Source organism: Terriglobus albidus (genome assembly GCF_008000815.1).
In the GTDB taxonomy this organism is placed as follows: Bacteria; Acidobacteriota; Terriglobia; order Terriglobales; family Acidobacteriaceae; genus Terriglobus; species Terriglobus albidus_A.
The window spans coordinates 4494641-4518036 of sequence record NZ_CP042806.1 but is presented as its reverse complement, the minus strand read 5'-3'; the positions used below and the strand labels follow the sequence as shown (position 1 = coordinate 4518036).

At 58.6% G+C, this 23396-nt stretch carries 22 protein-coding genes and 1 tRNA gene; 14 read left to right on the top strand and 9 right to left on the bottom strand.

The window, feature by feature from the left end; translation table 11 throughout:
• Window positions 1–149 precede the first annotated feature (149 nt).
• Window positions 150–1514, top strand: a complete 1365-nt coding sequence (locus tag FTW19_RS17975) for a glycosyltransferase family 39 protein (protein ID WP_147648958.1) — start codon at window positions 150–152, stop codon at window positions 1512–1514.
• Between the two features lie 176 nt (window positions 1515–1690).
• On the opposite strand, the gene FTW19_RS17970 is transcribed toward FTW19_RS17975, so the two are convergent.
• The gene (locus tag FTW19_RS17970; RefSeq protein ID WP_147648956.1) at window positions 1691–2299 is read right to left on the bottom strand and encodes a TetR/AcrR family transcriptional regulator; all 609 of its coding nucleotides are present in this window, start codon (window positions 2297–2299) and stop codon (window positions 1691–1693) included.
• Window positions 2300–2406: 107 nt separating this feature from the next.
• Between FTW19_RS17970 and FTW19_RS17965 the strand changes: the two genes are divergently transcribed.
• A complete protein-coding gene (locus FTW19_RS17965; protein ID WP_246153376.1) occupies window positions 2407–3990 on the top strand; it encodes a DHA2 family efflux MFS transporter permease subunit in 1584 nt (527 codons plus the stop codon).
• 73 nt (window positions 3991–4063) lie between these two features.
• Here the strand turns inward: FTW19_RS17965 and FTW19_RS17960 are convergent, their stop codons facing one another.
• Window positions 4064–4729 (bottom strand): hypothetical protein, encoded by a 666-nt coding sequence (locus FTW19_RS17960; protein ID WP_147648954.1) that lies wholly within the window; start codon window positions 4727–4729, stop codon window positions 4064–4066.
• 375 nt (window positions 4730–5104) lie between these two features.
• Between FTW19_RS17960 and FTW19_RS17955 the strand changes: the two genes are divergently transcribed.
• Window positions 5105–5731 carry an L-threonylcarbamoyladenylate synthase gene (locus FTW19_RS17955; RefSeq protein WP_432445177.1) on the top strand — a complete coding sequence of 209 codons (627 nt, stop codon included), beginning with the start codon at window positions 5105–5107 and terminating at the stop codon, window positions 5729–5731.
• A 151-nt stretch (window positions 5732–5882) separates the two neighbouring features.
• Window positions 5883–6527, top strand: a complete 645-nt coding sequence (locus tag FTW19_RS17950; RefSeq protein ID WP_147648950.1) for a YdcF family protein — start codon at window positions 5883–5885, stop codon at window positions 6525–6527.
• A gap of 22 nt (window positions 6528–6549) precedes the next feature.
• Here FTW19_RS17950 and FTW19_RS17945 read toward each other — a convergent pair whose 3' ends face one another.
• On the bottom strand, window positions 6550–7455 hold the full coding sequence (locus FTW19_RS17945; protein WP_147648948.1) for a DUF92 domain-containing protein: 906 nt from the start codon (window positions 7453–7455) through the stop codon (window positions 6550–6552).
• Window positions 7456–7517: 62 nt separating this feature from the next.
• Here FTW19_RS17945 and FTW19_RS17940 point away from each other — a divergent pair, with 62 nt between their 5' ends.
• On the top strand, window positions 7518–8840 hold the full coding sequence (locus tag FTW19_RS17940) for a YncE family protein (RefSeq protein ID WP_246153375.1): 1323 nt from the start codon (window positions 7518–7520) through the stop codon (window positions 8838–8840).
• Between the two features lie 77 nt (window positions 8841–8917).
• On the opposite strand, the gene FTW19_RS17935 is transcribed toward FTW19_RS17940, so the two are convergent.
• A complete protein-coding gene (locus FTW19_RS17935) occupies window positions 8918–9790 on the bottom strand; it encodes an anti-sigma factor (protein WP_147650717.1) in 873 nt (290 codons plus the stop codon).
• Window positions 9787–10353, bottom strand: coding sequence for an RNA polymerase sigma factor (locus tag FTW19_RS17930; RefSeq protein ID WP_147648946.1), 567 nt, complete (start codon window positions 10351–10353; stop codon window positions 9787–9789). Before FTW19_RS17930 ends, FTW19_RS17935 begins: the two co-directional genes overlap by 4 nt.
• A gap of 183 nt (window positions 10354–10536) precedes the next feature.
• Between FTW19_RS17930 and FTW19_RS17925 the strand changes: the two genes are divergently transcribed.
• The 5 genes from FTW19_RS17925 to FTW19_RS17905 all read left to right on the top strand — a co-directional run bounded on the left by FTW19_RS17925 (window position 10537) and on the right by FTW19_RS17905 (window position 16590).
• Window positions 10537–11295, top strand: a complete 759-nt coding sequence (locus FTW19_RS17925; RefSeq protein ID WP_281292305.1) for a TlyA family RNA methyltransferase — start codon at window positions 10537–10539, stop codon at window positions 11293–11295.
• A 1-nt stretch (window position 11296) separates the two neighbouring features.
• Window positions 11297–12154 (top strand): NAD(+)/NADH kinase, encoded by an 858-nt coding sequence (locus tag FTW19_RS17920; protein WP_147648944.1) that lies wholly within the window; start codon window positions 11297–11299, stop codon window positions 12152–12154.
• Between the two features lie 92 nt (window positions 12155–12246).
• Complete coding sequence (locus tag FTW19_RS17915; protein WP_147648942.1) at window positions 12247–12483, top strand: FeoA family protein; 237 nt, start codon at window positions 12247–12249, stop codon at window positions 12481–12483.
• Window positions 12480–14402 (top strand): ferrous iron transporter B, encoded by a 1923-nt coding sequence (gene feoB / locus FTW19_RS17910; RefSeq protein ID WP_147648940.1) that lies wholly within the window; start codon window positions 12480–12482, stop codon window positions 14400–14402. Before FTW19_RS17915 ends, feoB begins: the two co-directional genes overlap by 4 nt.
• Window positions 14403–14469: 67 nt before the next feature.
• Entirely contained in the window at window positions 14470–16590 is a 2121-nt protein-coding gene (locus tag FTW19_RS17905; protein WP_147648938.1) for an amylo-alpha-1,6-glucosidase, read from the top strand.
• Here FTW19_RS17905 and FTW19_RS17900 read toward each other — a convergent pair.
• From FTW19_RS17900 to FTW19_RS17885, 4 genes are all read right to left on the bottom strand, one after another.
• Window positions 16571–18277, bottom strand: coding sequence for an alpha-amylase family protein (locus tag FTW19_RS17900; protein WP_147648936.1), 1707 nt, complete (start codon window positions 18275–18277; stop codon window positions 16571–16573). The genes FTW19_RS17905 and FTW19_RS17900 overlap by 20 nt on opposite strands.
• Window positions 18278–18349: 72 nt before the next feature.
• Window positions 18350–18426, bottom strand: a tRNA-Arg gene (locus tag FTW19_RS17895).
• A 192-nt stretch (window positions 18427–18618) separates the two neighbouring features.
• Window positions 18619–18903, bottom strand: a complete 285-nt coding sequence (locus tag FTW19_RS17890; RefSeq protein WP_147648934.1) for a hypothetical protein — start codon at window positions 18901–18903, stop codon at window positions 18619–18621.
• A 67-nt stretch (window positions 18904–18970) separates the two neighbouring features.
• Window positions 18971–19453, bottom strand: a complete 483-nt coding sequence (locus FTW19_RS17885) for a TlpA family protein disulfide reductase (RefSeq protein ID WP_147648932.1) — start codon at window positions 19451–19453, stop codon at window positions 18971–18973.
• 420 nt (window positions 19454–19873) lie between these two features.
• Between FTW19_RS17885 and FTW19_RS17880 the strand changes: the two genes are divergently transcribed.
• The 4 genes from FTW19_RS17880 to FTW19_RS17865 all read left to right on the top strand — a co-directional run bounded on the left by FTW19_RS17880 (window position 19874) and on the right by FTW19_RS17865 (window position 23395).
• Window positions 19874–20908, top strand: a complete 1035-nt coding sequence (locus tag FTW19_RS17880; protein WP_147648930.1) for a glycosyltransferase — start codon at window positions 19874–19876, stop codon at window positions 20906–20908.
• Between the two features lie 324 nt (window positions 20909–21232).
• Window positions 21233–22540, top strand: coding sequence for an enolase C-terminal domain-like protein (locus FTW19_RS17875; RefSeq protein WP_147648918.1), 1308 nt, complete (start codon window positions 21233–21235; stop codon window positions 22538–22540).
• 43 nt (window positions 22541–22583) lie between these two features.
• Window positions 22584–22994 carry a 6-pyruvoyl trahydropterin synthase family protein gene (locus FTW19_RS17870; protein WP_147648916.1) on the top strand — a complete coding sequence of 137 codons (411 nt, stop codon included), beginning with the start codon at window positions 22584–22586 and terminating at the stop codon, window positions 22992–22994.
• Window positions 22991–23395 (top strand): 6-carboxytetrahydropterin synthase, encoded by a 405-nt coding sequence (locus FTW19_RS17865; protein WP_147648914.1) that lies wholly within the window; start codon window positions 22991–22993, stop codon window positions 23393–23395. Before FTW19_RS17870 ends, FTW19_RS17865 begins: the two co-directional genes overlap by 4 nt.
• The last annotated feature ends 1 nt before the right edge of the window (window position 23396 follow it).

The window sequence follows — 23396 nt, the reverse complement described above, 5'->3', positions numbered from 1 at the left end:
TCATACGAGAGATTTTTTTAGTGCGTTCGTAGTTCAAAAGCAAAAAGAACACGTCCAAGAGGCTCATGAAGGAGCTACATGCAAGAAAACAAACTCGCCGGCTTTGGCACGGCGACATCCCCCGCGTCTTGCACCTCCGGTGAGGTGGCATGACGACAGTTTTCGCGACGCGCACGAAGCCTTCTTCGTGGTTCTCCCGTCTTCGGGAAAGTTTCGATTCTCCAGTCCGGCTCCTACCCGCGGTAGTCTTCTTTGCTCTGGCGATTCGGCTGATCGTTGCTGTATTCGCCGCCGGTGATATTGCCAAACCAACGTTCGATCACGGCGATTTCGGCGCCGAAATGGGATGGGTGGCCCGCAGTCTCTTCTTCGGCCATGGCTTCAGCGCGCCTTTCCTGCCGTTGACCGGACCCACGGCACTGGTCCCACCCATCTATCCGTACCTGATGTCCGGGGTCTTTCGCGTGTTCGGGCTCTATACGCTGCAGGCTGCCTATGTATTGCTGGCGATCAACAGTCTCTTCTCGGCGCTGACCTGCATTCCGGTCTATTTCAGTGTTCGTAATGTGGCCGGTCAGCGAGCGGCGCGCTGGGCAGCATGGGGTTGGGCGCTCTACCCCTTCGCCATCTACTTTTCCGCATCCCAGGTCTGGGACTACGCTCTGACTTCGCTGCTTTTTGCCTGCTGCTTCTGGGCAGCACAGGTGCTGCACAGTGCTCACCGGTCGATCGGCTGGGCTGCCTTCGGTGCGCTCTTCGGCGTTACGCTGCTTTCAAATCCCTCGGTCCTGACTTCGCTTCCGTTCCTGCTTCTGCTTGCCGGCTGGCGTGTACGCCGCGAGGGGGGACCGTGGATTCGCCGTATGGCGGTTGCGGTGCTGGCAACAATCGTCGTTGTCCTGCCATGGTCGATCCGCAACCAGCGTGTCCTGCATACGGCCGTACCTTTGCGCGATGGTTTCTGGCTCGAGTTCTATGCAGGCAACCATGGAGACACTTCGGTGACGAACCCTCCTGCAGCGCATCCGGCAAGCAATGACTACGAGATGAAGAAGTGGGTCGAGATGGGAGAGACGGCGTACCTGGCCGAAAAGCACGATCTTTCCGTACGTTTTGTCCGTCAGCATCCTCGCCACTTCGCGGCTGTCACGCTGCGCAGGACTCTGCGTTACTGGACCAGCTTCTGGAGCTTCGATCGTGATTATCTGAAGCGTGAGCCCTTCGACATCCCGAATTTGTTCTTCTGCACCGGTCTTACCCTGCTAATGCTACGCGGTATCCGCCGTTGGCTGCGGCAGGACTGGCGCTCGGTCATGCCGTACCTCGCACTCGTAGTACTGTTTCCTATCCCGTACTATCTGACGCATGCTTCGATGGACTATCGTCAGCCGATCGAGCCGCAGATCCTGGCTCTCGTCATCGTAGGCCTGGTAGGAATGCAGCCACAGGAAAGCTATGTGGACGAAGATGAGGATGCATTTGCTGTGGAAGCGGAGCTTCAACCCGCCAACTGAATCGCCCCTCATTGAGGGCAGAGCGGGTGGCAGGAGAATGTTCTTCCTGCCACCCGTAGTCCTTAGAGCATCTGTCCTGTTGCCGGGTATCCCGGGAGAAGTGTGAAGCAGTGTTTTCATTGAGGAAAACGCCTATAGATGCACAAGCCCTGCACTCCACCTACAGGAAAAATGCTCTAGGTTCTTGCGTGCCTCCGGGGCTTTGCCGCAAGAGTCTCCAGATGGGCCGACAGGGCAGTACGCGCATCGTGCAGCGCATCCAGAGTGTGTTCCAGCCGGGTAATCATCACCGCGCCCTCAAGGGTAGAGATGATGATGTTTGCGGTGATCTTCGGTGAAGCGGTGCCCACGATCTCCCCGGTGTGTATGCCATCGTCCACAATCTTCATCAGGCGCTGCTGCCAATTTTGCAGTGTCTTCTTCGCCAGCTCACGCAGCGCGGGGTTGCCGTCGTCACAGTCCATGGCTGTATTCAGCAGGGGGCACCCTCCTGAAACCGGAGACCGGATCTCAACGAAGTTATCGATGATGTGCCGCAGTTTGCCGAGGGCGGTCGGCACTTCATCCAGCCCTCGAAGGCGGACCTCCAGCACCGTATTCCAGGCGAACTTGAACGACTCCTTTGCGAGCTCTTCCTTACTGCTGAAGTGGCGATAAATGCCGCCTTTTTCCAGGCCGGTGGCTTCCATGAGCTGTGACATGGTTGCCCCCTCGTAGCCATATGCATTGAATACGGGGGCCGCCTGGGCAATGATGCGTTCGCGCGTCTGCTGGCCTTTTTTCATTTGAATCGTTCTCCTGCCCGGCTCCATCTTATCTCTACTTGAGACCGTCCGGTCTCATGTTTTTAGATGTAAAAAGAGACCGATCGGTCGCATGAAAGGGTACAGTCGTGGCAGAGAACCGAAGGCAGGTGAACCCGTGGGTGGTGGCGCTGACCGTAACCATCGCTACCTTCATGGAGCTTCTGGATACCTCCATTGCCAATGTGGCTCTGCCGCATATCGCCGGGGGGCTAGGTCGCAGCTTTGATGAGGTGACCTGGATTTTGACGACCTACCTGGTAGCCAACGCTGTCGTTTTGCCGATGTCGGCCTGGCTGAGCCGCGTCTTCGGCCGCAAGACCTATTACATGCTCTGCGTGGTGCTCTTTACCGTCACCAGCTTCTTCTGCGGTATCGCGCCCAGCCTGAACGTGATTCTGATCGCGCGTGTGCTGCAGGGAATTGCAGGCGGGGGGCTCGCTCCGGTAGAGCAGGCGATTCTGGTCGACACCTTCCCGCCTGCGAAGCGCGCCAGTGCTTTTGCGCTTTATACCGTCGCCATCGTCACAGCGCCGGCAATCGGTCCTGTTCTCGGCGGCTGGATTACCGACAACTTCAACTGGCGCTGGGTCTTCTTCATCAACATCCCTATCGGCGCGTTGAGCCTGTTTCTGACAGAGCGTTTTGTGCACGATCCCCCAGCCTTTGAGGAGGAGCGCCGCAAGTTGAAGGCGCAGGGCGGCGGCAAGGTCGATGGCGTTGGTATTGCTCTGATCGGCATCGGCTCGGCTGCGCTTGAGCTGGTGCTCGACCGCGGCCAGATCGACGACTGGTTTGGCAGCACAACGATCAGTTGGCTGTTTGCAATCGCTGTGGTTTGCTGGGGGACTGCCATCTGGTGGGAGCTGCGCACACCAGATCCCATCGTGGAGTTCCATATGCTTGCAAACCGGAACTTCGCGATTGCCTGCGCCTTTTATTTCATCTTCGGCGTAGGCCTCTTCGCAACGACAACGATGATCCCGCAGATCCTGCAGAGCCTGTATGGATATCGTGCGCTCGACGCCGGCCTGGTGCTGGGCCCGGGAGCTCTGGTGATTACCTTCCTCGCTCCTGTCGCCGCGCAACTCGTGCAGCGAGGGATTGTGCACCCGCGTATGATGATCGGCGCCAGCCTAACTGTTGTCGCCGCCTCAATGTTTTATTACAGCCGTCTGACGCTGCAGTCTGACTACTTCCATTACGCCTTTGCCCGCGCCTATCAGGGACTTGGATATGCCTTCCTCTTTGTTCCGCTCACGGTGCTGGCGTACTCGCAGCTCAGGCCTGATCAGAACAATAAGGCGTCGAGCCTGACGAATCTCTTCCGCAACTGGGGTGGGAGCTTCGGCGTGTCCTTTGTTACCACGATGAGCGAGCGGCGGCAGAATTTTCACGAAGATCGCTTGTCAGCGTACTTCTCTTCATCCAGCGATGCGCTGCAGCAGAATGTGAGGCAGGTTTCAAGCTATCTCCAGATCCACGGCTACAGCGTGGCCGACGCCACGCGCGGAGCATATGCGCAGCTCTATGCTCAGTTTGAGGCGCATACCCGCATGCTCGGCTTCATGGACTGCTTTCGTCTGATGGGCTGGATCACTCTTCTCGCTGCGCCGTTAGTGCTTCTGGCAAAGCACTTCAGGGCGGGTGGCAAGGCGCCGGCAGGCCATTGAGAGGATGAAGTTCTTAAATACGAAGAGACTCCCATGCAGGGAGTCTCTTCGTATTTTCGGAGGAGTTTGCGACTTACATGTGGGAGTCAGCCGTGGTTGTCGATGACGCAGACTCGCTGGCATGGATGTCAGCGTTGGCTTGCTTTGTGGCTTTCTTCGCTTCCGCCTTCGCATCTGTACCCGCTGCTGCGGTGTTCTGGATGGCCTTGCCCAGGCTAACGGCTTTTGAACCGGTCATCTGCGACTGCAGACTGGAAAAGGGGACGTTGAGATTCTGCGCAACATGCATTGCTGCAACGCAATTGCCGAGCTCTTTGAAGCCTGAGCAGGCGGTCTGAAGATTGCCGCCGGGGATCGAGACACCGCTCTTGCCAAGGGAAGAGGTGAGCGATGAGTTGAGGTGTGTATCGCTCAGTACCGCGGCGGGTGATTGCCTGGAGGCGTTGACGTTCGCGGAAGTTGCTCCGTTTACGCCAACATTCGTGCGACCGGTACCAGCGTTGGCGCCTAGCCCTGCACCGGTACCGGCGCCAAGACTACCGCCACCGAGACCAGTGCCTGTACCTACACCAGTAGCCGCACCACCGCCGAGAGCAGCGCCTGAGCCTACACCAGCACCCGCACCGCCACCGAGACCTACGCCCGAGCCAATGGGGTGACCGCGTTGCGCAAAAGCGGCAACACTGAAGAAAAACATGAGGGAGAGAGCAAGAGAATGCGTCCGATATGACTTTTTCATTTTTTTATTCCTCCAACGGCTGAGATTGAAATGCCGAATCAGGGAAGGCCAGGCGACGCGCCGGGAAAGATGGTATCCAGACCGTATACCGGCTCCTTCTGGTCGAGCCTGAACCAATGTGCTTGGAACACATTGGAGCGGGGATAGCCGACCTGACAGAACCAGACACAGCCCCAAGGCAATAGTTGCAATTCTTTGAAAAGAAGGATTACAGGAAAGGAAATGTGGGTTACGGAGGTAACAGGACAAGAACCTTGCATCCGAGCCCAGCATCTAAGTGGCAACGTTTCAGCGCCTCATAGGCAACCAAAAACGGTGCTTGTTGTACTCTGAATGAGTTTCAGAGGGACCGTATTGAGCGCTGACGTTGTTCGTATGCATCCGGATGAGCCGGAACCGGAGCTGGTGGCGTATGTTGCCGAACGCCTGAATCAGGGCGATGTGATCGGTATGCCAACCGATACCTTTTACGGGCTTGCCGTGGATCCCGTTAACCTTCGCGCCGTTGAGCGTATCTACGAGATAAAAAAACGCGCGAAGTACAAACCGCTGAGCCTGCTGCTCTCCGAGGTTTCGCAGTCGTATGAGTTGGCACGTGATCTCGATACTGCCTTCGATCGTTTGACAGAGAAGTTCTGGCCCGGCCCCTTGACCATCATCGTGAAGGCCGGCGGCAAATTGCCTCTGCGGGTTACCGCCCAGACGGGCAACGTTGCGCTACGCGTGCCGGAGGCAGCGATTCCGCGGGCAGTGGTTGCCAAGCTTGGACTGCCGATTACGGCAACGGCGGCAAACATGTCGGGACTGCCGGAGTGTACGCATGCCAATGGTGTACAGGAGCAGATCGGCGATCAGATTCCGCTGATTGTTGACGGTGGACCCACATCCCGGACCCAGCCGACGACCATTGTCGATCTTAGCGGCGGCGGTTCATCCTGGATGATTCTGCGTGAAGGCGCGATCCCGACTCACGAGATTGCGCTTGCACTGCAACGGGCCTGATCGTTAGAACATTTCTCCTGTAGGTGTAGTGTAGGGTTTCCACCTCTATGGGCGTTTTCCGCAATGAAAACGCCGCTGCACGCCCCTTTCAGGATACCCAGCAACAGGAGAAATGCTCTGATACTTGCCATGCTTCGTATGATGGAAGCACATGCCTGAGCGAAAACGGCACTTCTGGCGATGGTTGCTGCTCCTGGTTCTATTGGCGGCCCTCTCTTGGTGCGTTTGGGTTTACCACCAGATTGTGCAGGTCGCGCAGGAGGATCAGGCGCAACCGTCAGATGCGATTGCCGTGTTTGGAGCGGCCGAGTATGGTGGCCGGCCCTCCCCTGTATTGCACGCCCGGTTGGATAAGGCCGTGGCACTCTATCGCAGACAGATCGCGCCCGTCATCGTGACACTCGGCGGGGGCACGGAGAAGGATTCCGGCCGGACCGAGGGCGGAGTCGGCCGGGATTATCTGCTGGCCCAGGGTGTTCCTTACGAACAGATCATTCCGGAGACCCGCTCCATCGACACAGAACAACAGGTGGAGGTGCTGGCAGAGATGGCACGCACTCAAAACTGGCAGCATGTGGTGGTGGTCAGTGACGGATCGCATCTCTTTCGCATCCGAGAACTATGCCGTCAGGCCGGTTTGAATGTCTGGACCTCGCCTCGCTCTGTCTATGGACGCATCAGCCCCTGGGACTACCGGATGCGGATCGTGCATGAGATTGTCAGCTACACCGCGGTCCGGCTCCACATTCCCGCCAGCTTTGTCCATCGCTGGTGGATCGGGGCAGAGGACCTGTAGCCCCAGGTCCAGCTCCGGATTTTTACCGCAGCAATCCAATCCCTGCCGCTGCGGCGATCGCTGCAACTAGCGTTGAGAGGAAATTCACCAGATCATTGCCTAGCCAGCCGGCCCGTTCCACGGTCGCTCCAAGGAGCGTGTCGAAGAAGAGGCCAAGCACCGCCGCGAAGAACGCAACGGCCGCTACCTTCGGCGTCAGCAGAAGAGCCCACCAGCCGATGCCAGTCACAATTGCCGCTCCAGCAACGCCCGCGAGTGTGCCCACCATCGAGATGGCGCCGTCTGTTCCCGGCGGGACGCGCCGGAATCCAAGCCACGGTTCTCCGCCGAAGACCTGTCCGATCTCGGAAGAGATGGTGTCAGCAGTCGCTTCGGCCAAGGCTGCCAGACATGCTGCCAGCGATGCGAAGTAGCTGAAGGGGTAGGGAAGTTTGAAAAATTTGCCAAACAGCCATGCGCCAAGCCAGGTGACGATCAGAGCCGCGACAGCCAGGTTGGCGGCGACTTGCGACGCCGTTCTTCCATGCTTCGGCTCGGCCAGACCCGCACGCTCTTTCTCCGCACGCCGGATCCGTGTCGCCGCCCAGGTCAGAAGGAAGAGCGCCAGTAATGGAGTCAAAGCCGAGTGCAGCAGGTTGCTGTTGTAGTCACGGGTCCAGGCGATCAGGTCGAAACAGATCAGCGCTCCCAGCAGGCAGCCGCCCAGCGTTGCCGAGCGCAGGGCAAACACCACCATCGCGAAGGCCACGGCAATCGAAAGGGGGCCTGCAACAAAGGCGAATCCCGCCCGTCCAAGACTGAAGACAAAGATGGAATAGCAGGTCAGCAGCAGGGAGCAGGCGCAGGCGGCCGTCAGTAACTGCGACTGCAGCCGGTCACGGGATGCCGGGATGGTTTTTCCGGGGATGGAGAGTGTGGTCTGGCTCATGCACCTGTGATTTACAATCGGCTTTGAGCATATCGGACCTCGGTCTGTGTTTGGGAGATGGTTTGGCTTCAGAAGTGCGGTACGGAAAGAAAGTGCTGGCGAAGGCCGGTGCAGTGTTGGCGGCGGCGGCAGCGCTGGTTCCGTTGAACGGTTGCGGCAATACGTATCGCGCCGTCGTGAGCTCCATCAACCCCGTTGGTCCGGCGTCGCAGCCGCAGAAGCTGCTGGCTGTGGTCTCGGATCCCGGAAGCGGGCAGCCCGGTCTGATCACCGTTGTCGATTTCTCGGGCGACACGGTGCTGGCGATTGCGAATATTGCTCCGAAGCCGACGTATTTCGATCTGGCTCCGGCGAGCAACGGCGGTACGGGATATTCGCTGCATACCAGCTCCAGCGGTACGGTGATGAATAACTTTGACGTCTCGCCTTCGTTGAAGACGAACATCGTGTACTCCACGACGTTGTTCTCCAACGCGAACGCGAACTCGCTGTTTGCGACCTCCTCGGGAGCATTCGTCAGCGAGCTTGGACGTTCCGCTGTCGGCCAGATCATCGGCGGTTCACCGGCTTCGCTGCGCCAGGAGTATGACGTTGCGGCCAATCCGCAGTACGTTGTGGGCCTTACTACCGGCACACGCTACTACGCGATCAGCCAGGGCTCAGGCACCACCGGTTCGGTGGCTGCGATTGATACCTCAACCAACACGATCTCCAGCTCCATTAACGTCGGCAGTCAGCCCGTCTATGGTGTGATGACCTCCGATGCGAAGCGTGTCTTTGTGATGAACAAGGGCAGCAATACGGTTTCGGTGATCAACTCGCAGGCCAATACCGCTGACGTTGCGCATCCCACCATCACCGTTGGTACCGCGCCCGTCTGGGCCGATGTCGCCAGCTCTATCAACGAGCTTCTGGTGCTCAACCAGGGCTCGACGACCAGCTCGCTTAGCGTGATCAACATTCCGCTCTGCAACGCCAACAGCTCGACCAGCAACCCGAACTGCGACACCAACAACCCGGTGGACGCGACAGACTTCGGCACGGTTGTGGCGACAGTGCCGCTGGGCACCAACTGCACCCAGGTATCGGCGCTGCAGGACGGAACCCGCGCTTATGTCATGTGCAACGACGATCCCACGGCATCTGACGCGAGCAACGGTCTGGTCTACGTCGTCAACCTGACGACGAACACTGTGACGGCGAAGGTGAAGGTGGTCGGTCATCCGAACTGGATTACAGCGATCACCGGCACGCCGAAGGGCAAGGTGTACACCACCGCCAGCGATTCACACTTCCTCACGGTCATCGATACCAGCACCGATACGCGTTATACGACGATCGATATCCTGGGCAACGGCGTTTCGGTTCGCCGCAACGCGCAGTAAGACCTAAGTCACTCAACGACGAAGGGCGGCCTAAGGCCGCCCTTCGTCTTGTCTTCAATCATTCAATTATTCATTCATTACATTCCAACCATGATGATCGGCAGTGTCGGAACCTGCGAGCCGCCGCGGTTCTCAACGGTCACACCGAATGCCTTCGCATTCACTCCCTTCGGCACATCCGGCAGCACGATCGCGGCGTTGCCGCGCTCGTCGGGCAGGAAGGTACCGGCAGGGATCGGCGAACGGTCTGTCTCTGCCGGGATGATCCACAACTCATAGGTCTTGTCCGGCGTTACCGTTGCGATGTTGCTGGCGAGGAAGAGCAGCATACCGCTGTCGGCGCGATAGATTACGCGTCCGGTTGGCGATGGAGCAGTCTCCGCCCTGGTGAGGGTTACGCGCTGCGTCGTCTTGTCAGCGAGGGCGTCCAGAATCTCGCGCGCCCTGGCTGCGTCTTCTGACAGACTGGCCATCTGCGCCGCATTCATGCGCAGGCTGCGCTGCAGCTCTTCACGCTGGCGATAGAGGTGGTAACCGCCAAAGGCCAGTCCGGCTGCTACAGCCCATCCTGCCCAGCCAAAGATGATGGCGCCGATGCCTGCTTTGCGCGGGGTTTCGTCATACTCGTCGAAGCCAGACGCTCCATAGCTGGCGAAGGGAACAGAGCCGTCTTGAGTGCCTACTGGCCGAAGCGACGATTCAGGCTGGGGCACGACTCGTTTTTCACGGTTGACCTGCGTCATTAGCCGCTGACGCGCCAGGACAGGAGGCGTCTGCATCTCTGCCGTATGGGCAAAGGCTGCAAGGTCACCCTGGATGGTCGCCAGCTCACGGCGGCATTCCGGACAGTGGCGTACGTGTGCTTCTACGAGAGCTGTTTCCTCAGGCGTGAGGAACTGCATGGCGTAGAGCGCCAGGTCATCGGCCGATATGTGCTTGGGCTCGATCATGCCTGGAAGCTCCTGCGCAGCGAGATCAACGCACTGCGGATGCGGGTTTTTACGGTGCCGAGGGGATCTCCGGTCATCTCGGAGATCTCCATGTGGGTCAGGCCATCGAAGAACGCCATTTCAAGCGTCTTGCGCTGCTCGGCTGGCAGGTTCTGGATCACGGTGCGTGCCTTCTCAATCAGCGCGTTGCGTTCCGCCTCGTCGGACAGATTGAAACCTGAGGAAAGAATGACGTCTTCGACGGAATCGGTCGGACGGCGCCGGCGCAACGCATCGATGGAACGATTGCGCGCCACGACCGCCAGCCACGCGCCGAGCGTGCCTCGTGTCTGCTGAAACCTGTCCGGATTGCGCCATACCTGCATGAACACGTCCTGCAACACATCCTCGGCGGCGGCGGGATCCCGCAGAACTCGCAATGCAACCGAGTAGACAACCCGGGAGTAGCGGTCATAGAGCGATGCCATCGCCTGTTCGTCCCCTGACTGAACAAGGGCGAGCAGGGATGCATCGTCGCGCATCTGGATTCCGGACTCGCTCTTCACTTCAGGGTCTCGATACATGAACGATTCAGCAGCTCTTGCAGATTTACGTGGGTCTAACCAAGGGTTTCATGCCATGAAAGCACGGCCAGGACACCGTGTAAGCATGGCACATCCTGCTCATTCTACAGAGATTCCTGTACTACGCGCAGGGGTTGGCTTGAGTGTAACCTGCCAGAAGTGGCAGCCATAGCAAAACTTCGTTTGGACAAACTGCTGATGGAGCGCGCTCTCGCTCCCAGCCGCGAACGCGCGCAGGCCATGATCATGGCAGGCCGCGTGCTCGTGAATGAACAGAAGCTTGATAAGCCGGGTGCGTCTGTCGCCATCGACTCCACGATTCGCATTCTCGGCGATGACCTGCGCTATGTCAGCCGTGGTGGTCTGAAGCTCGAACACGCCTTGCAGCAGTGGAAGATCGATCTGAGCGATTTGTTTTGCATGGATGTCGGTGTCTCTACCGGCGGGTTTACCGATTGCATGCTGCAGCACGGTGCCTCGCGTGTCTTTGGTGTCGATACCGGAGCCGGACAGATCGCCGAGAAGCTACGCCAGGACCCACGCGTTGATCTCCGCGAGCGTACGAATGCCCGCTTGTTGCAGCCGGGCGATTTGCCGGCAGGAATCCGCTTCTTTGCGATGGATGTCTCGTTTATCTCGGCCACGCTGGTGTTGCCGCCGGTGCTTGGCGCACTACGTGCTGCGGAGGCTGGCGGCTGGAACGGAGAGGCTGTGGTTCTGGTGAAACCGCAGTTTGAAGCCGGCAGGGACGCTGTCGGCAAAGGTGGCATCGTTCGCGATGAGGCAGCGCAGCGAAGTGCTGTCGAAAAGGTGCGACAATGTCTCGCCGAGCTCGGAGGAGGCGACATGGAAGTGATCGATTCCCCCATTCTTGGTGGAGAAGGGAATCGGGAGTTCCTCCTACACGTCGTCTTCCGCACGGCGGAAGGTACACTGAGCTAGCATGCGCAGGGTCGCCCTTATCTCGAAACCGCAAAAAGCTGAGTTGGAAACCATCATGCCGGAGCTTGCCTCCTGGCTGAAGTCAAGGGGCTATGAACCTGTCTTTGACGAGCAGTCTGCGATTTACGCTCATGCCGGAAGCGGCATGCATCGTGACGATCTGGCTGCCCTTCAGCCCGAGCTGGTGGTTGTGCTGGGCGGCGATGGAACGCTGCTAAGCGCGGCGCGCGCCTTTGCCAAGACAGCAACTCCGATTCTGAGCGTGAACCTGGGCTCCCTGGGATTTCTGACGGAGATTCCCATCCAGGACCTCTACAAGGCGCTTGAGGCCTGGTGTGTGAACTGTTGCGAGATTGACCAGCGCAGCATGATGCATGCCGAACTGTGGAGAGGGGGGAAGCCCTTCCACGAGTTTGAGGCGCTGAACGATGTAGTGATATCCAAGGGCGCGATTGCCCGCATGGGAGACTTCACCATTACGCTGAATGGGAAGCTGGTGGCGACCTTCCGGGCTGACGGAATGATCGTGTCCACTCCGACCGGTTCCACGGCCTACTCACTTGCGGCCAACGGTCCCATCGTCATGCCGGACGTCAATGCCATGATCGTCAATGCGATCTGTCCGCATCTTCTGACCATCCGCCCGATCGTGGTGCATGGAGACTCCGAGATTCAGATCAAGGTAGAGGGCATCGCCGACCAGACATATCTCACCGTCGACGGTCAGGAGGCCGTTGCTCTGGAGGTTGGGGATGAACTCCACTGCCGTCGTTCGCAGCATGCCGTCCGGCTGATTCAGCAGTACGACACGGGGCTCTTCGATGTCCTGCGCACGAAGCTGAAGTGGGGCGTCCGCTAGAGTATCCCATTCAGTTGCTGAATCTTTCCTTTCGATGAAAACATCTGACCATCTGAATTCGGACTAATGTAGACTGAATTAGGTGGAAAAAGATGTGCCTCAGTGAGATGAAGGTGGGCCAGCACGGTCGTTTGGAGCGGGTCGAGTTGCCGGAAGAGGTAGGCGATCACCTCGCGCATATGGGCTTTCTGCCCGGGGCTGGCGTCCACGTCCTGCGGCGCGCTCCCGGAGGTGATCCCACCGTCTATCGGGTTGATGGCATTGAGGTTGCATTACGCCGTGAGACCGCCCGCCATCTCTTCATGACCCCCATCGAGAAAGTTCAATGAGCTCCTGCTGTACCCCTGCGGAATCGAATGCCGCCGTTCTGACGGCACCGCCCCTGTCTGCATCGCACAAGGGCCAGATCCGGACAATCGCTCTCATTGGGCCTCCGAACTGTGGAAAATCGACGCTGTTCAACCGCCTGACCGGACTTCGGCAGAAGGTTGGCAACTATCCGGGCGTCACAGTAGAACACCATTCCGGCAGGATGAAGGCTATCGGCCGCAGCGACCTCACCCTGATCGATCTTCCCGGCATCTACTCGCTCGCCACTTTTTCCGAAGATGCCCGCGTCGCTGTCGATGTGCTGAAAGGCCAAATGCCTGGAGTTGCCGCGCCCGATGCCGTACTGCTGGTGCTCGACTCCACCCATATGAACCGGCAGCTCATGCTGGCTGCTCCCATTCTTGCGCTCGGCCTGCCTACCCTGGTCATTTTGAACATGTCCGACGTGCTTGAGTCGCGTGGCGGCAAGGTGGATGTGCTTGCCATGGCTCGTGAGCTCGGCCATCCCGTCGCACTGATCTCCGCTGCGAAGGGTGTCGGGCTGGATCGCGTTGCGGACTTCCTTAGCCAGTACGGCAACTTCGAGGTCACCCGGCCCGGCGCTGTGAAGCTGCCCGTGATTCAGAGCGCTGACAGCTACAGGAAGTGGGCTACCCAGGTCAGCTCCCGTACGCAATATCAGCAGCCCAATGCTCCCAAGTGGACGCGTCGTCTGGACCACGTTCTTTTGCATCGAGTCTGGGGTCCGCTGATCTTTCTTGCGGTCGTCATTGCTGTCTTTCAGGTGGTCTTTGGCTTGGGACAACCGCTGAGTGATGGCCTTGGGAACCTGCTGACAGGCCTGGGCGTAAAGGTTGCGGCGCTCCTACCTGACGGCTGGATGCGTGCTCTCCTGCGGGACGGTTTGTGGAACGGCGTGCAGTCGGTGCTGGTCTTCCTCCCCCAGATTCTTCTGCTCTTCGCGTTCATCGGCATCCTGGAAGACTCCGGCTATCTTGCTCGTGCCGCCTTGATCGCAGATCGCGTCATGCGTTCCATCGGTCTGAACGGTAAGGCCTTTATTCCGTTACTCAGTGCCTACGCCTGCGCCGTTCCCGCCATCATGGCGACCCGCACCATTGAGAACAAGCGCGACCGCTTCGCCACCATTCTGGTTGCTCCGTTCATGACCTGTTCTGCACGCTTGCCGGTCTATACCCTCATCATCGCGGCCTTCGTTCCCGATCGGAAGCTGCTGGGCAGTTTCGTTGGTCTGCGGGCCACGGTCATGCTGAGCCTGTATGTGCTGGGCTTCCTGGCGGCGTTGTTTACGGCGCGTGTACTCAAGTCCTCGTTGCTGAAGGCATCTTCGGCTCCGTTCATCCTGGAACTGCCACAGTACCGCTGGCCCACGCTGCAGGGTCTCGGCATCCGGCTCTATGACCGTGCCAAGCTCTTCCTGCGCAAGGCCGGAACCATCATTCTGGGCGTCACCTTCGCTGTGTGGGTGCTCAGTGTTTTGCCGGTGCATTCCGGCCAGTTCTCTGAGCTGACGGATTCCGTTATCGGTCATGTCGGTCACTGGATCGAGCCTGTCATCCGTCCGCTCGGCTTCAACTGGAAGATCGGTATCGGTCTGCTCAGCTCCATCGTTGCGCGTGAGGTAATTGTCGGTACGCTGGGCACGCTCTATGGCGTCGATCCGGAGACGCATGCGATGGGCCTGCAGCAGGCGCTACGTGGCGATATGACGCTGGGCGGAGCGCTGGCGCTGGTGGTCTTCTTTGCCTTTGCGCTGCAGTGCACTTCCACCATCATCATGGTCCGTCGCGAGACCAATAGCTGGCGCTGGCCGGCCATTCAGTTCACCTATATGACGGTCTTCGCCTATACGGCCGCGCTGGTGACCAACCAGATTGTGAATCTCATCGCTCGCTAAGCTCTCCCAGGAGTTTGATGGCACTCCCTGGCTGCGCAATGCCATTTCGCCGCATCCAAGTGGGAGCATGAAGACGATCTTTCGCCCTGCACCGATTGTCCGTCACGTCGAACTGGACGTAGCCCACCTGGATGAACGTGTCCGCAGCCGTCGAGGCCTCTTTACCGAGTGGATTGTCACGAATGGTCTTGGTGGCTATCTTTCCGGTACTGTGGGTGGCCTGAATACCCGCCGCTATCATGGCTGGCTGATTGCGGCTTTGCCCGCGCCACATGGGCGCACCATAATGCTGAATCAACTGCGCGAGCGCCTGATCGTCGGCGATCAATCGTACGTGCTGGACTGTGACGACCTGGTCCACAGGGACACTCCCGATCCCATCAGTCCCTACCTGTCGGAGTTCCGGCTGGAAAACGGACTCCCCGTCTGGGTCTTTCGATGCGCCGGCAATGTGATCGAAAAACGCGCCTGCATGGTCCATCTGCAGAACACGGCGTACATCACCTACACACTGCTGGAAGGGGAGGGAGGCCGGTTGGAGGTGCAGCCGGCCATGCATGTGCGGTCACACGACGACTCGCTGGCGGGGCCGCCACAGGAACAGTACCGCTGGACCGGAGTCGAGGATGGCTTCGAGCTGTACGTCAGTGACGATCTTCCGGTACTTAAGCTGGCCTGGAACTGTGATGAGTGCGGCTTCCAGATGAAGACCAGGCGGCTCGACAATCTTCGCTATCGCATCGAACAGGCACGCGGTTATGACTGGGAGGGTTCTCTTTGGTCTCCTGGAAAATTCGCCACCGACCTCCGATCCGAAAAGCCTGCCGCTCTCACGGCTTCAACAGAAGATTGGGAGAAGGTACGGGCGCTATCGGCGGGGGCGTCATTCGCAACCGAACTCGAACGCAAGCGCCGCCTGCTGCGTGCTGCGCCTCCCGAAGCACGGGAAGGCTTTGCTGCAGAGCTGGTGTTTGCCGCCGACCAGTTTCTTATTACTCCGATGGGGCGTACCGCAGACCAGATCCGCGCCCACGCGGTGGGCGATGAGATTCGTACCGTGATTGCCGGCTACCATTGGTTTACCGATTGGGGCCGTGACACCATGATCTCGCTGGAGGGACTCACTCTCTCTACCGGCCGCTATCGTGAGGCCGAGTACATTCTCCGCAGCTTCGGCAACTACATCCATAACGGCCTCATCCCGAACATGTTTCCCGAAGGTAGAACCAGCGGCTTGTATCACACTGCTGATGCGACGTTATGGTTCTTCCATGCCATCGATCGCTATGTGCAGGTAACCAGTGACTGGGAGACGCTTGAGTTTCTTCTGCCGAAGATGGTCGATGTCGCCGAATGGCATCTGCGCGGGACCGACTTCGGCATCCATATCGACCAGAACGACGGCTTGATGGTCCAGGGGCAGGATGGGTATCAGCTCACATGGATGGACGCAAAGGTCGGCGATTGGGTCGTAACTCCTCGTCGTGGTAAGACGGTGGAGCTGAATGCGCTTTGGTACAACGCGCTTCGCCTGTTGGTGGAGTGGCTTGAGGCGCTCGAGGATACCCGTACGGATCGTGCCCGCTATCTGCAGTTGGCGGACCGGTGCCGCGAAAGTTTTAACCGCCGCTTCTGGAATGGCGATAAGGGGTGTCTCTTCGATGTGGTGGATACGTTCGAGGGGGGCGATGACGCGCAGATCCGGCCCAATCAACTGATCGCGATCTCGCTGAAATATCCCGTGCTCGATGAGGCGCGGTGGAAGCCGGTAGTCGAGCGCTGCATGCGCGAGTTGCTTACGCCTGTTGGTCTGCGTAGCCTGGCGCGCGGCGAAAAAGACTATAAGCCTCGTTACGACGGCGACCTGTGGGCTCGGGATGCCGCGTATCACCAGGGAACGGTATGGGGATGGCTGATCGGGCCCTTTGTGAATGCGTGGATGAAGACCTTTCCCGAACAGGCGGAGAAGGCGCAGGCCTTTCTGCATGGCTTCGACCAGCACCTCTATGAAGATGGCGTAGGTACCATCAGCGAGATCTTCGATGCCGAAGAGCCCTTCACACCACGCGGCTGCATGGCGCAGGCATGGAGTGTCGCCGAGGTACTGCGTTGCGAGGTCATGCTGCACCAGATGCGTTCGGATAAAGAGACACAGAAAGAGCTGGATCTCACGGCTGCGAAGAAGTAGTGGGAGGGCGCTGGGCCATCTTCAGCAGGCGTCCGTCGAAGCCGCCCACGCGGAACCAGCGATAGCCATACGGCTCCAGTTGGATGGAGTAGCGTCCATCTTTCTCCTCTTCGAGGAAGCTGTGTTCTTTCGACAGGATATTGATCAGGGGCGCGCCTGTTTCCGCTCCATCGCCGATGGTGTGTGGAGCTAGCCGGAGCTCAACAGGATCGGCGCTGAAGTTATGCAGCACCAGCGTGTGATTGCCGCGCCAGTCGTAACGGATGCCGAGAACCTGGTTGTATCCAGTGTCGATGATCCGAAAGTCGCCCCAACCGATCTCAGGCGTCTCCTTGCGCACACGGATCATGCGCTCCATCCAGTCCATCAGCGAGTTCGGATCGCGGCGCTGATCCGCGACATTCACATGCTGATAGCCGTATGCGCCGTTTCGAATGGTATGTATCTTCGATCGCGGGGCTCGCGTAAAGCCGCCATGATGGTCGTTGGTCCATTGCATGGAGGTGCGGGTGCTATAGCGCTCCGGTAGAGCCAGGTTGTCTCCCATGCCGATCTCATCGCCGTAACGCAGTACCGGAGTGCCAGGCATAGAGAAGAGCAGGGAGTAGGCCTGTTCCAGGCGTCTTCGATCGCCATGTAGCATCGGCGCCAAACGCCTGCGGATACCGCGGCCGTAGAGCTGCATCTCTTTGTCCGGGGCGAACCGCTCAAATACCTTGCGGCGCTGCGCTTCGGTCAAGCGGCCAAGGTCCAGCTCATCGTGATTCCGTAGAAACGTGGCCCACTGCGCGGTCGCGGGGCGTGGCTTTGTCTGCATCAGAGATGTCTGCAGCGGGCCTACGTCGCCGGTTGCCAGCGAATAGAACAGGTGCTGGTTGACATTGAAATTGAACATCATCGATAGGCGCTCGCCGGCTTCGCCAAAGTAGTGCATGTCGGAAGAAGGCAGCACGTTCGCTTCGGCGAGGATGATGGCGTCTCCCTTGCGCCAGCTCAGAAACGCGGCAAACGTGCGCAGCATGTCGTACTGCTCCACTGTGCGAGTGATGCCGGCGCCTTTGGTGGCAATGACAAAGGGAACGGCATCCATGCGGAAGCCGGAGACGCCAAGTTGAATCCAAAACCCCATGATCTTCAGGATCTCTGCCTGAACCTCGGGGTTTGACGTATTCAGGTCTGGTTGAAATTTATAGAAGCGATGAAAGTAAAACTCCTTGGCAGCTTCATCATAGGTCCACGTTGTTCGTTGCACGCCGGGAAAGACCATGCCGCTATTCGCATTCCTCGGCTTCTTCTTCGACCAGACATACCAGTCGCGATAGGGAGAGTCCGGGCTGTTGCGCGCGGCTTTGAACCAGGGATGCTGGTCGGAGGTATGGTTGACCACCAGGTCGATCATCACTCGCATGCCACGCTGTGCGCAGCCATGGGCAAACTCCACAAAGTCGCCCAGCGTTCCGTAACGCGGGTCGACGCTGTAGTAGTCCGTGATGTCGTAGCCGTCGTCTTTTTGTGGAGAGGTCTGAAAGGGCATCAACCAGATGGCGGTGACGCCCAGCCCCTGCAGGTAATCCAGGCATTGAATCAGGCCGCGAAAGTCGCCGACGCCGTCACCATTGCCATCTAGAAAACTCTCGACCGAAAGGCAGTAGACAATAGCGTTCTTGTACCAGAGGTCGTTAATCATGCCTTCTGGTTAGATGCCGGCTTTGTCCAAAAGCGAAACGGACACCGATCGGTGTCCGTTTTCGAATCTTGATGGTGCGCCCGGAAGGAGTCGAACCTCCGACCTAATGATTCGTAGTCATTCGCTCTATCCAGCTGAGCTACGGGCGCATCCCGCACGCTGTTATGCAACCAGCGGCAACTTTTCTAAGATAACACAGATCGTTGTCACCTGCGACCCGGTGTGGATTAGAGCATTTCCACTGTTGCTGGGTATCCCTGAAGAGGAGTGCAGCGGCATTTTCATCGCGGAAAACGCCCATAGATTTGGAACCCCTGCACTGCACCTACAGTGAAAATGCTCTACGCCTTTGCCGGAGCAGCCGCCGGCTGTGCCGGAGGAGGAGGTGGCGGCGCCGGAAGCACCAGCGTCTCCGGCTCTGCAATCTGCAGACCGGCGCGGCGCAGTAACTGGCGGACAACCGGCTCGCCGAAGCGCGTCGCGTCATACTCCACGCGCACTGTTTTCGCGGCTTCGTCGATAGTCAAGCGGCGAATGCCGTAGACCTCACGCAGGTTGTTCAGGGCCAGAACCGCGGCCTCCGTGGGAGGCACGCTGTAGCGGTAAAGAGCGTCGACCGTAGTCATATCTTCAGGGTACAGGTGTGGGGCGCGTGGTTCAAGCGGAACGGCGCGGCGTTACAGCCCTGCCAAGTCACAACTTGGACAGGTAGTCGATCATCTCGGGGTTGGTCCACTCCTGCGGTCCGATCATCTTGCGGCGGATCACTCCCTTGCGGTCGATGATGTAGGTCTCCGGAAAGCGATATGAGCCGTACAGAGCATTCGATTTTTGCTGTGCGTCGCGCACCGTCAGGAACAGGATGCGGTGTTTATCCAGGAAGCGTTTATAGGCGTCTCCATCTCCATCGGTGGAGACAGCCAGTACCTGGATATTCGGCATCTGCTCCTGCAGCGCCTGCAACGACGGCATCTCTGCCACGCAAGGGCCGCACCACGACGCCCAGAAGTTCAGCACCACCACCTTGCCGCGGAAGTTCGATAACTTCGCGGAATGGTCGCTATCAGTAACGGTGAAATCGGGAGCTACCCCGCCGATCTGCCCAGGCTTCACGTTGCGCTCACAGGCGGTGAGCAGGAGCGAGGAGGCGAGCAGGGCTGAGGCAAGAAGCTTCATAACGGTCGCTTCCTATAATACGAGTGCTGGAGCATTTTCCCTGCAGGTGTAGTGTCGGGCTTCCATATCTATGGCGTTTTCCGCAATGAAAACTCCGCTGCACTTCTCTTCCGGGATACCTAGGGTGTGTCATCAAACTCGTGCCGTCAGCGCCGGGAGCAGATTTTTCTGAGATCGAGGAGTAAGGAGAGAACTGTAGCCGGCCTACTGAAACGACGAGTGACGAAGAGATCGGGAAAATCTGCCCCGGCCCTTCGGGTTGCGGCGCAAATTCGCCCATACTTCGTTGTCGTCCTCGACTGTGGACCCGCCACAGCCTTCGGCCTCCGCCTCGTCTGGACCAATTTGCGCTCGCAACGCTGACGACAGGAGTTTGATGACACACCCTAGCAACAGGGAAAATGCTCCAAGGGAGAGACGATGGAACTTACCGTGATGGTGCCGGCGCGGAACGAAGAAGCCTGCCTGGAGGCCTGCCTGCGTTCGCTCACGGCCCAAAGCGAGCCAGGCTTCGAGCTTGGCCGCCACTGGGAGTTGATTGTCATCGACGATGGCTCCACAGACGCGACGCACCGCATTGCCGAGAGTGTTGCCGATGTGACCGTTATGAATGCTCCGCCGCTTGAGACCAAACCAGGCCGCAAGGGGATGACCGGTAAGAACAACGCTCTGTGGGCCGCGGCACAGCAGGCAAAGGGGAAGTGGCTGTTGTTTACCGATGCCGATACCCGGCACGCATCCGGCAGCCTGGGCCGGGCAATGCGCGAAGCAGAGAAGTATGAGGCGGCGCTGCTCTCCTATTCGCCGAAGCAGATTGTTACCGGCTTCTGGCAGCGGGCGCTGATGCCTCTTATCTTTTCGGAGCTGGCCATCGCATATCCGCCGAAGAAGGTTTCGGACCCTTCCAGCCGGATCGCGGCCGCCAATGGGCAGTTTCTTCTGATTGATCGGGAGACTTACTTTGCCGTGGGTGGACATCAGGCGGTCGGCGACAAGGTGCTGGAGGATGTAGAGCTGGCCTGGAAGGTCAAGGCCTCGCGGCGACGCCTCCGTTTCCGCTACGGCGGCGATGCGCTGGAGACCCAGATGTATCGCACCCTGCCGGCGATGATCGAGGGATGGACGAAGAACCTCGCCATCTTGTTCCTGCAACCGCTGGCGCTCGCTGGTTTTCGGCTGATCGATTTTGGCCTGCTGCTCAGTCTGCCGGTGTTGATGGTCGTTCTGCCGCAGCACTTGTTATTGCTCTGGTGGCAGTGGGCGGCTCTTGGCCTGCTGTGGATTCGTGTGCTGTGGCGTTATCTCGCCCGCGTCCGAAAGAGCGAGTTTCCGTGGTTCGACTGCGTGCTCAGCATTGCCGCTCTGCCCATGTTCGCCTGGCTGCTATGGCGAAGCTGGATGCAGGTGAAGCTGAAGCATGAGGTCTCTTGGAAGGGCAGAGTCTACAAGGCCTAGCGGATAGTTATAAGAGCCCCTGCCTCTAGATGTCGCACCATCTTTGATTTGTCATTTCGGAGCGTAGTGGAGAAATCCGCTTTTGTTGCCCCCTTCTACTCTGAAGTGGAACCGGTCGTCACGTATCGAGGATGGAGAGTCAGGAAAAGCAGATTTCTCCGCTTCCTTCGGTCGCTGCGAAATGACAAAACCAAAGCTGTATCGAACTCATCATGGTCCTTCGCGCCTCAACGGTAGACATATTTTCGACACCTGAACTATATTGGTCCGCGCGACTCATGTCTCGTGTCGCAGCCACTTCAAATGTTCAGGAAAGCCCATCCGATGACGTTTCTTGCTACCCGCCGTCAGGTTCTCCGCGGTCTCGCCGCCAGCGTCTTTGTCTCTGTTGTCCCCCGCGCTCATGGGCTTTTCTTCGACTGGCAAAGACCGAATGGTCCTATCAAGATCAGCGATGTCGAGATCTTCGAGGTCCACGGGTCTTATTCCGTACCGGCGGGAGTAAACGGGCAGCAGCAGGTGAGTCCGCTCGATGTCTACGATGACCTCCGTCCGCCGGTCTACGCCGACCACCCTACCGGCAAAGATCGCGTTGCCAAGCCCTCTGCCATGTACATCCGCATCAAGACCGACCAGGGTCTCGAAGGCCTCTATGGTCCCATCGAAGAGGATGCGGCGGTGATTGTTCATCGCGATCTGCGCAAGTTTCTTATCGGCAAAGACCCGTTAGCGGGGGAGTTGCTGTGGGATGAGATGTATCGCTCCAACCGGCAATCACGTGCTTCCATCTTCATGATGGCTATCAGCGCCTGCGACATCTGCCTGTGGGATCTTCGCGGCCGCTACTTCGGCGTTCCGGTCTACCGCCTGCTTGGTGGTCCCACTCGCAGCTCGGTGGAGTACTACGCCTCCTGCCTGGGGTTCTCGCTGGAGCCTGAAGCTGTTCGTACCCGCGCCGCGGCTCTCAAGAAAGAGGGCTATCGCAACATGAAGTGGTTCATGGCCTATGGTCCCGGCGCTGGGGCGGAAGGCATGCGCAAGAATATCGAGCTGGTGAAGGTTTTGCGCGAGACCGTCGGCGACGACGTCGAGATCATGTTCGATTGCTATAGCGGCTGGGACATGACCTACGCTCTCGAATGGGCTCGCCAGGTGGAGCAGTATCGACCGCGTTGGGTGGAAGAGATCACCATGCCGAACAAGATTGAGACCTTTGCCCAGGTGCGCCGCAAGATCAACTTCCCGGTTGCCTCAGGGGAGCACTTTTATACCCGCTGGGACGTCGAGCGTTACCTGCAGGCGGAGGCCGTCGACGTCGTTCAGGCCGACCCAGAGTGGTGCGGAGGAGTCTCGGAACTGGTAAAGATCGGAACCCTGGCGGCGTTGCACGACGTTCCCGTTCTGCCGCATGGCCACTGCCTCCACGCCGCGCTTCATGTCATCGCCAGCCAGCCTCCCATGACGTTCCCGCTGGGAGAGTACCTGGTCAATAAGATGGCGCATTTCTATCACTTCGAGAAAAATCCGCTCTTCCCGCATAACGCCAGAATCGCTCTACCCGCTGGACCGGGCTTTAACATCGAGCTCGACCCTGCCAAGATTGAGTCGCAGAAGACCATGGAGTGGGAGTAGGTTTCTGTACCTCCGGGGCTTTCCACTCATCTAAACTGGGTAGATGGTTCAGTTAACCCGTAAAGCCGAGTTCTCCGCGTCCCACTTCTACTGGGTCGACTCCTGGTCACCGGAAGAGAATCAGCGTGCCTTCGGCAAATGCGCCAACCGTAACGGCCACGGGCATAACTACACGCTGGAGGTGACGGTTCAGGGAAGGGTCGATCCCGTCACCGGCTTTGTCGTGGACCTGAAAGAACTGAAGGAGATCCTCGAGCGTGAGGTCGTCAGTGTCTACGACCATCGTCACCTGAACCATGAAGTCCCGGAGTTCAGGACAATGCAGCCTACCAGCGAGAACATCGCCATTGCGATCTGGCGGCGCCTGGAAGGGAAGATCGCCGGCGCCAATCTGGTGAAGGTCCGCGTCTACGAGATGGAAGACTTGTACGCCGACTATATGGGGGAAGCATGAAAGCCTACCTCGGTCGCCGCTATCGCTTCAGCGCCTCGCACCGTCTTCACGTAGACGGTTTCAGCGATGAGCGTAACCGCGAGGTCTTCGGGAAATGCAACAATCCCTTTGGCCACGGGCATAATTATTGGCTCGAGATCGTTCTCAGTGGCAAGGTCGACCCGACCACGGGCATGGTTTGTAACCTGGTCGAAATCGATGAGTTCGCCCACCAGCGCCTCGTCGCAAAGTTCGATCATCAGAATCTGAACACCTTGCCGGAGTTTGCCGCTCTGGTCCCTTCTACGGAGAATCTGGCCATTGTCATCTGGGAGATTCTGAAGGGCTTCACTGCGGCAAAGGTAGAGAAGATCCGTATTGAAGAAACGCCGAACAACTCTTTTGAGTACAGGGGCGAGTAGG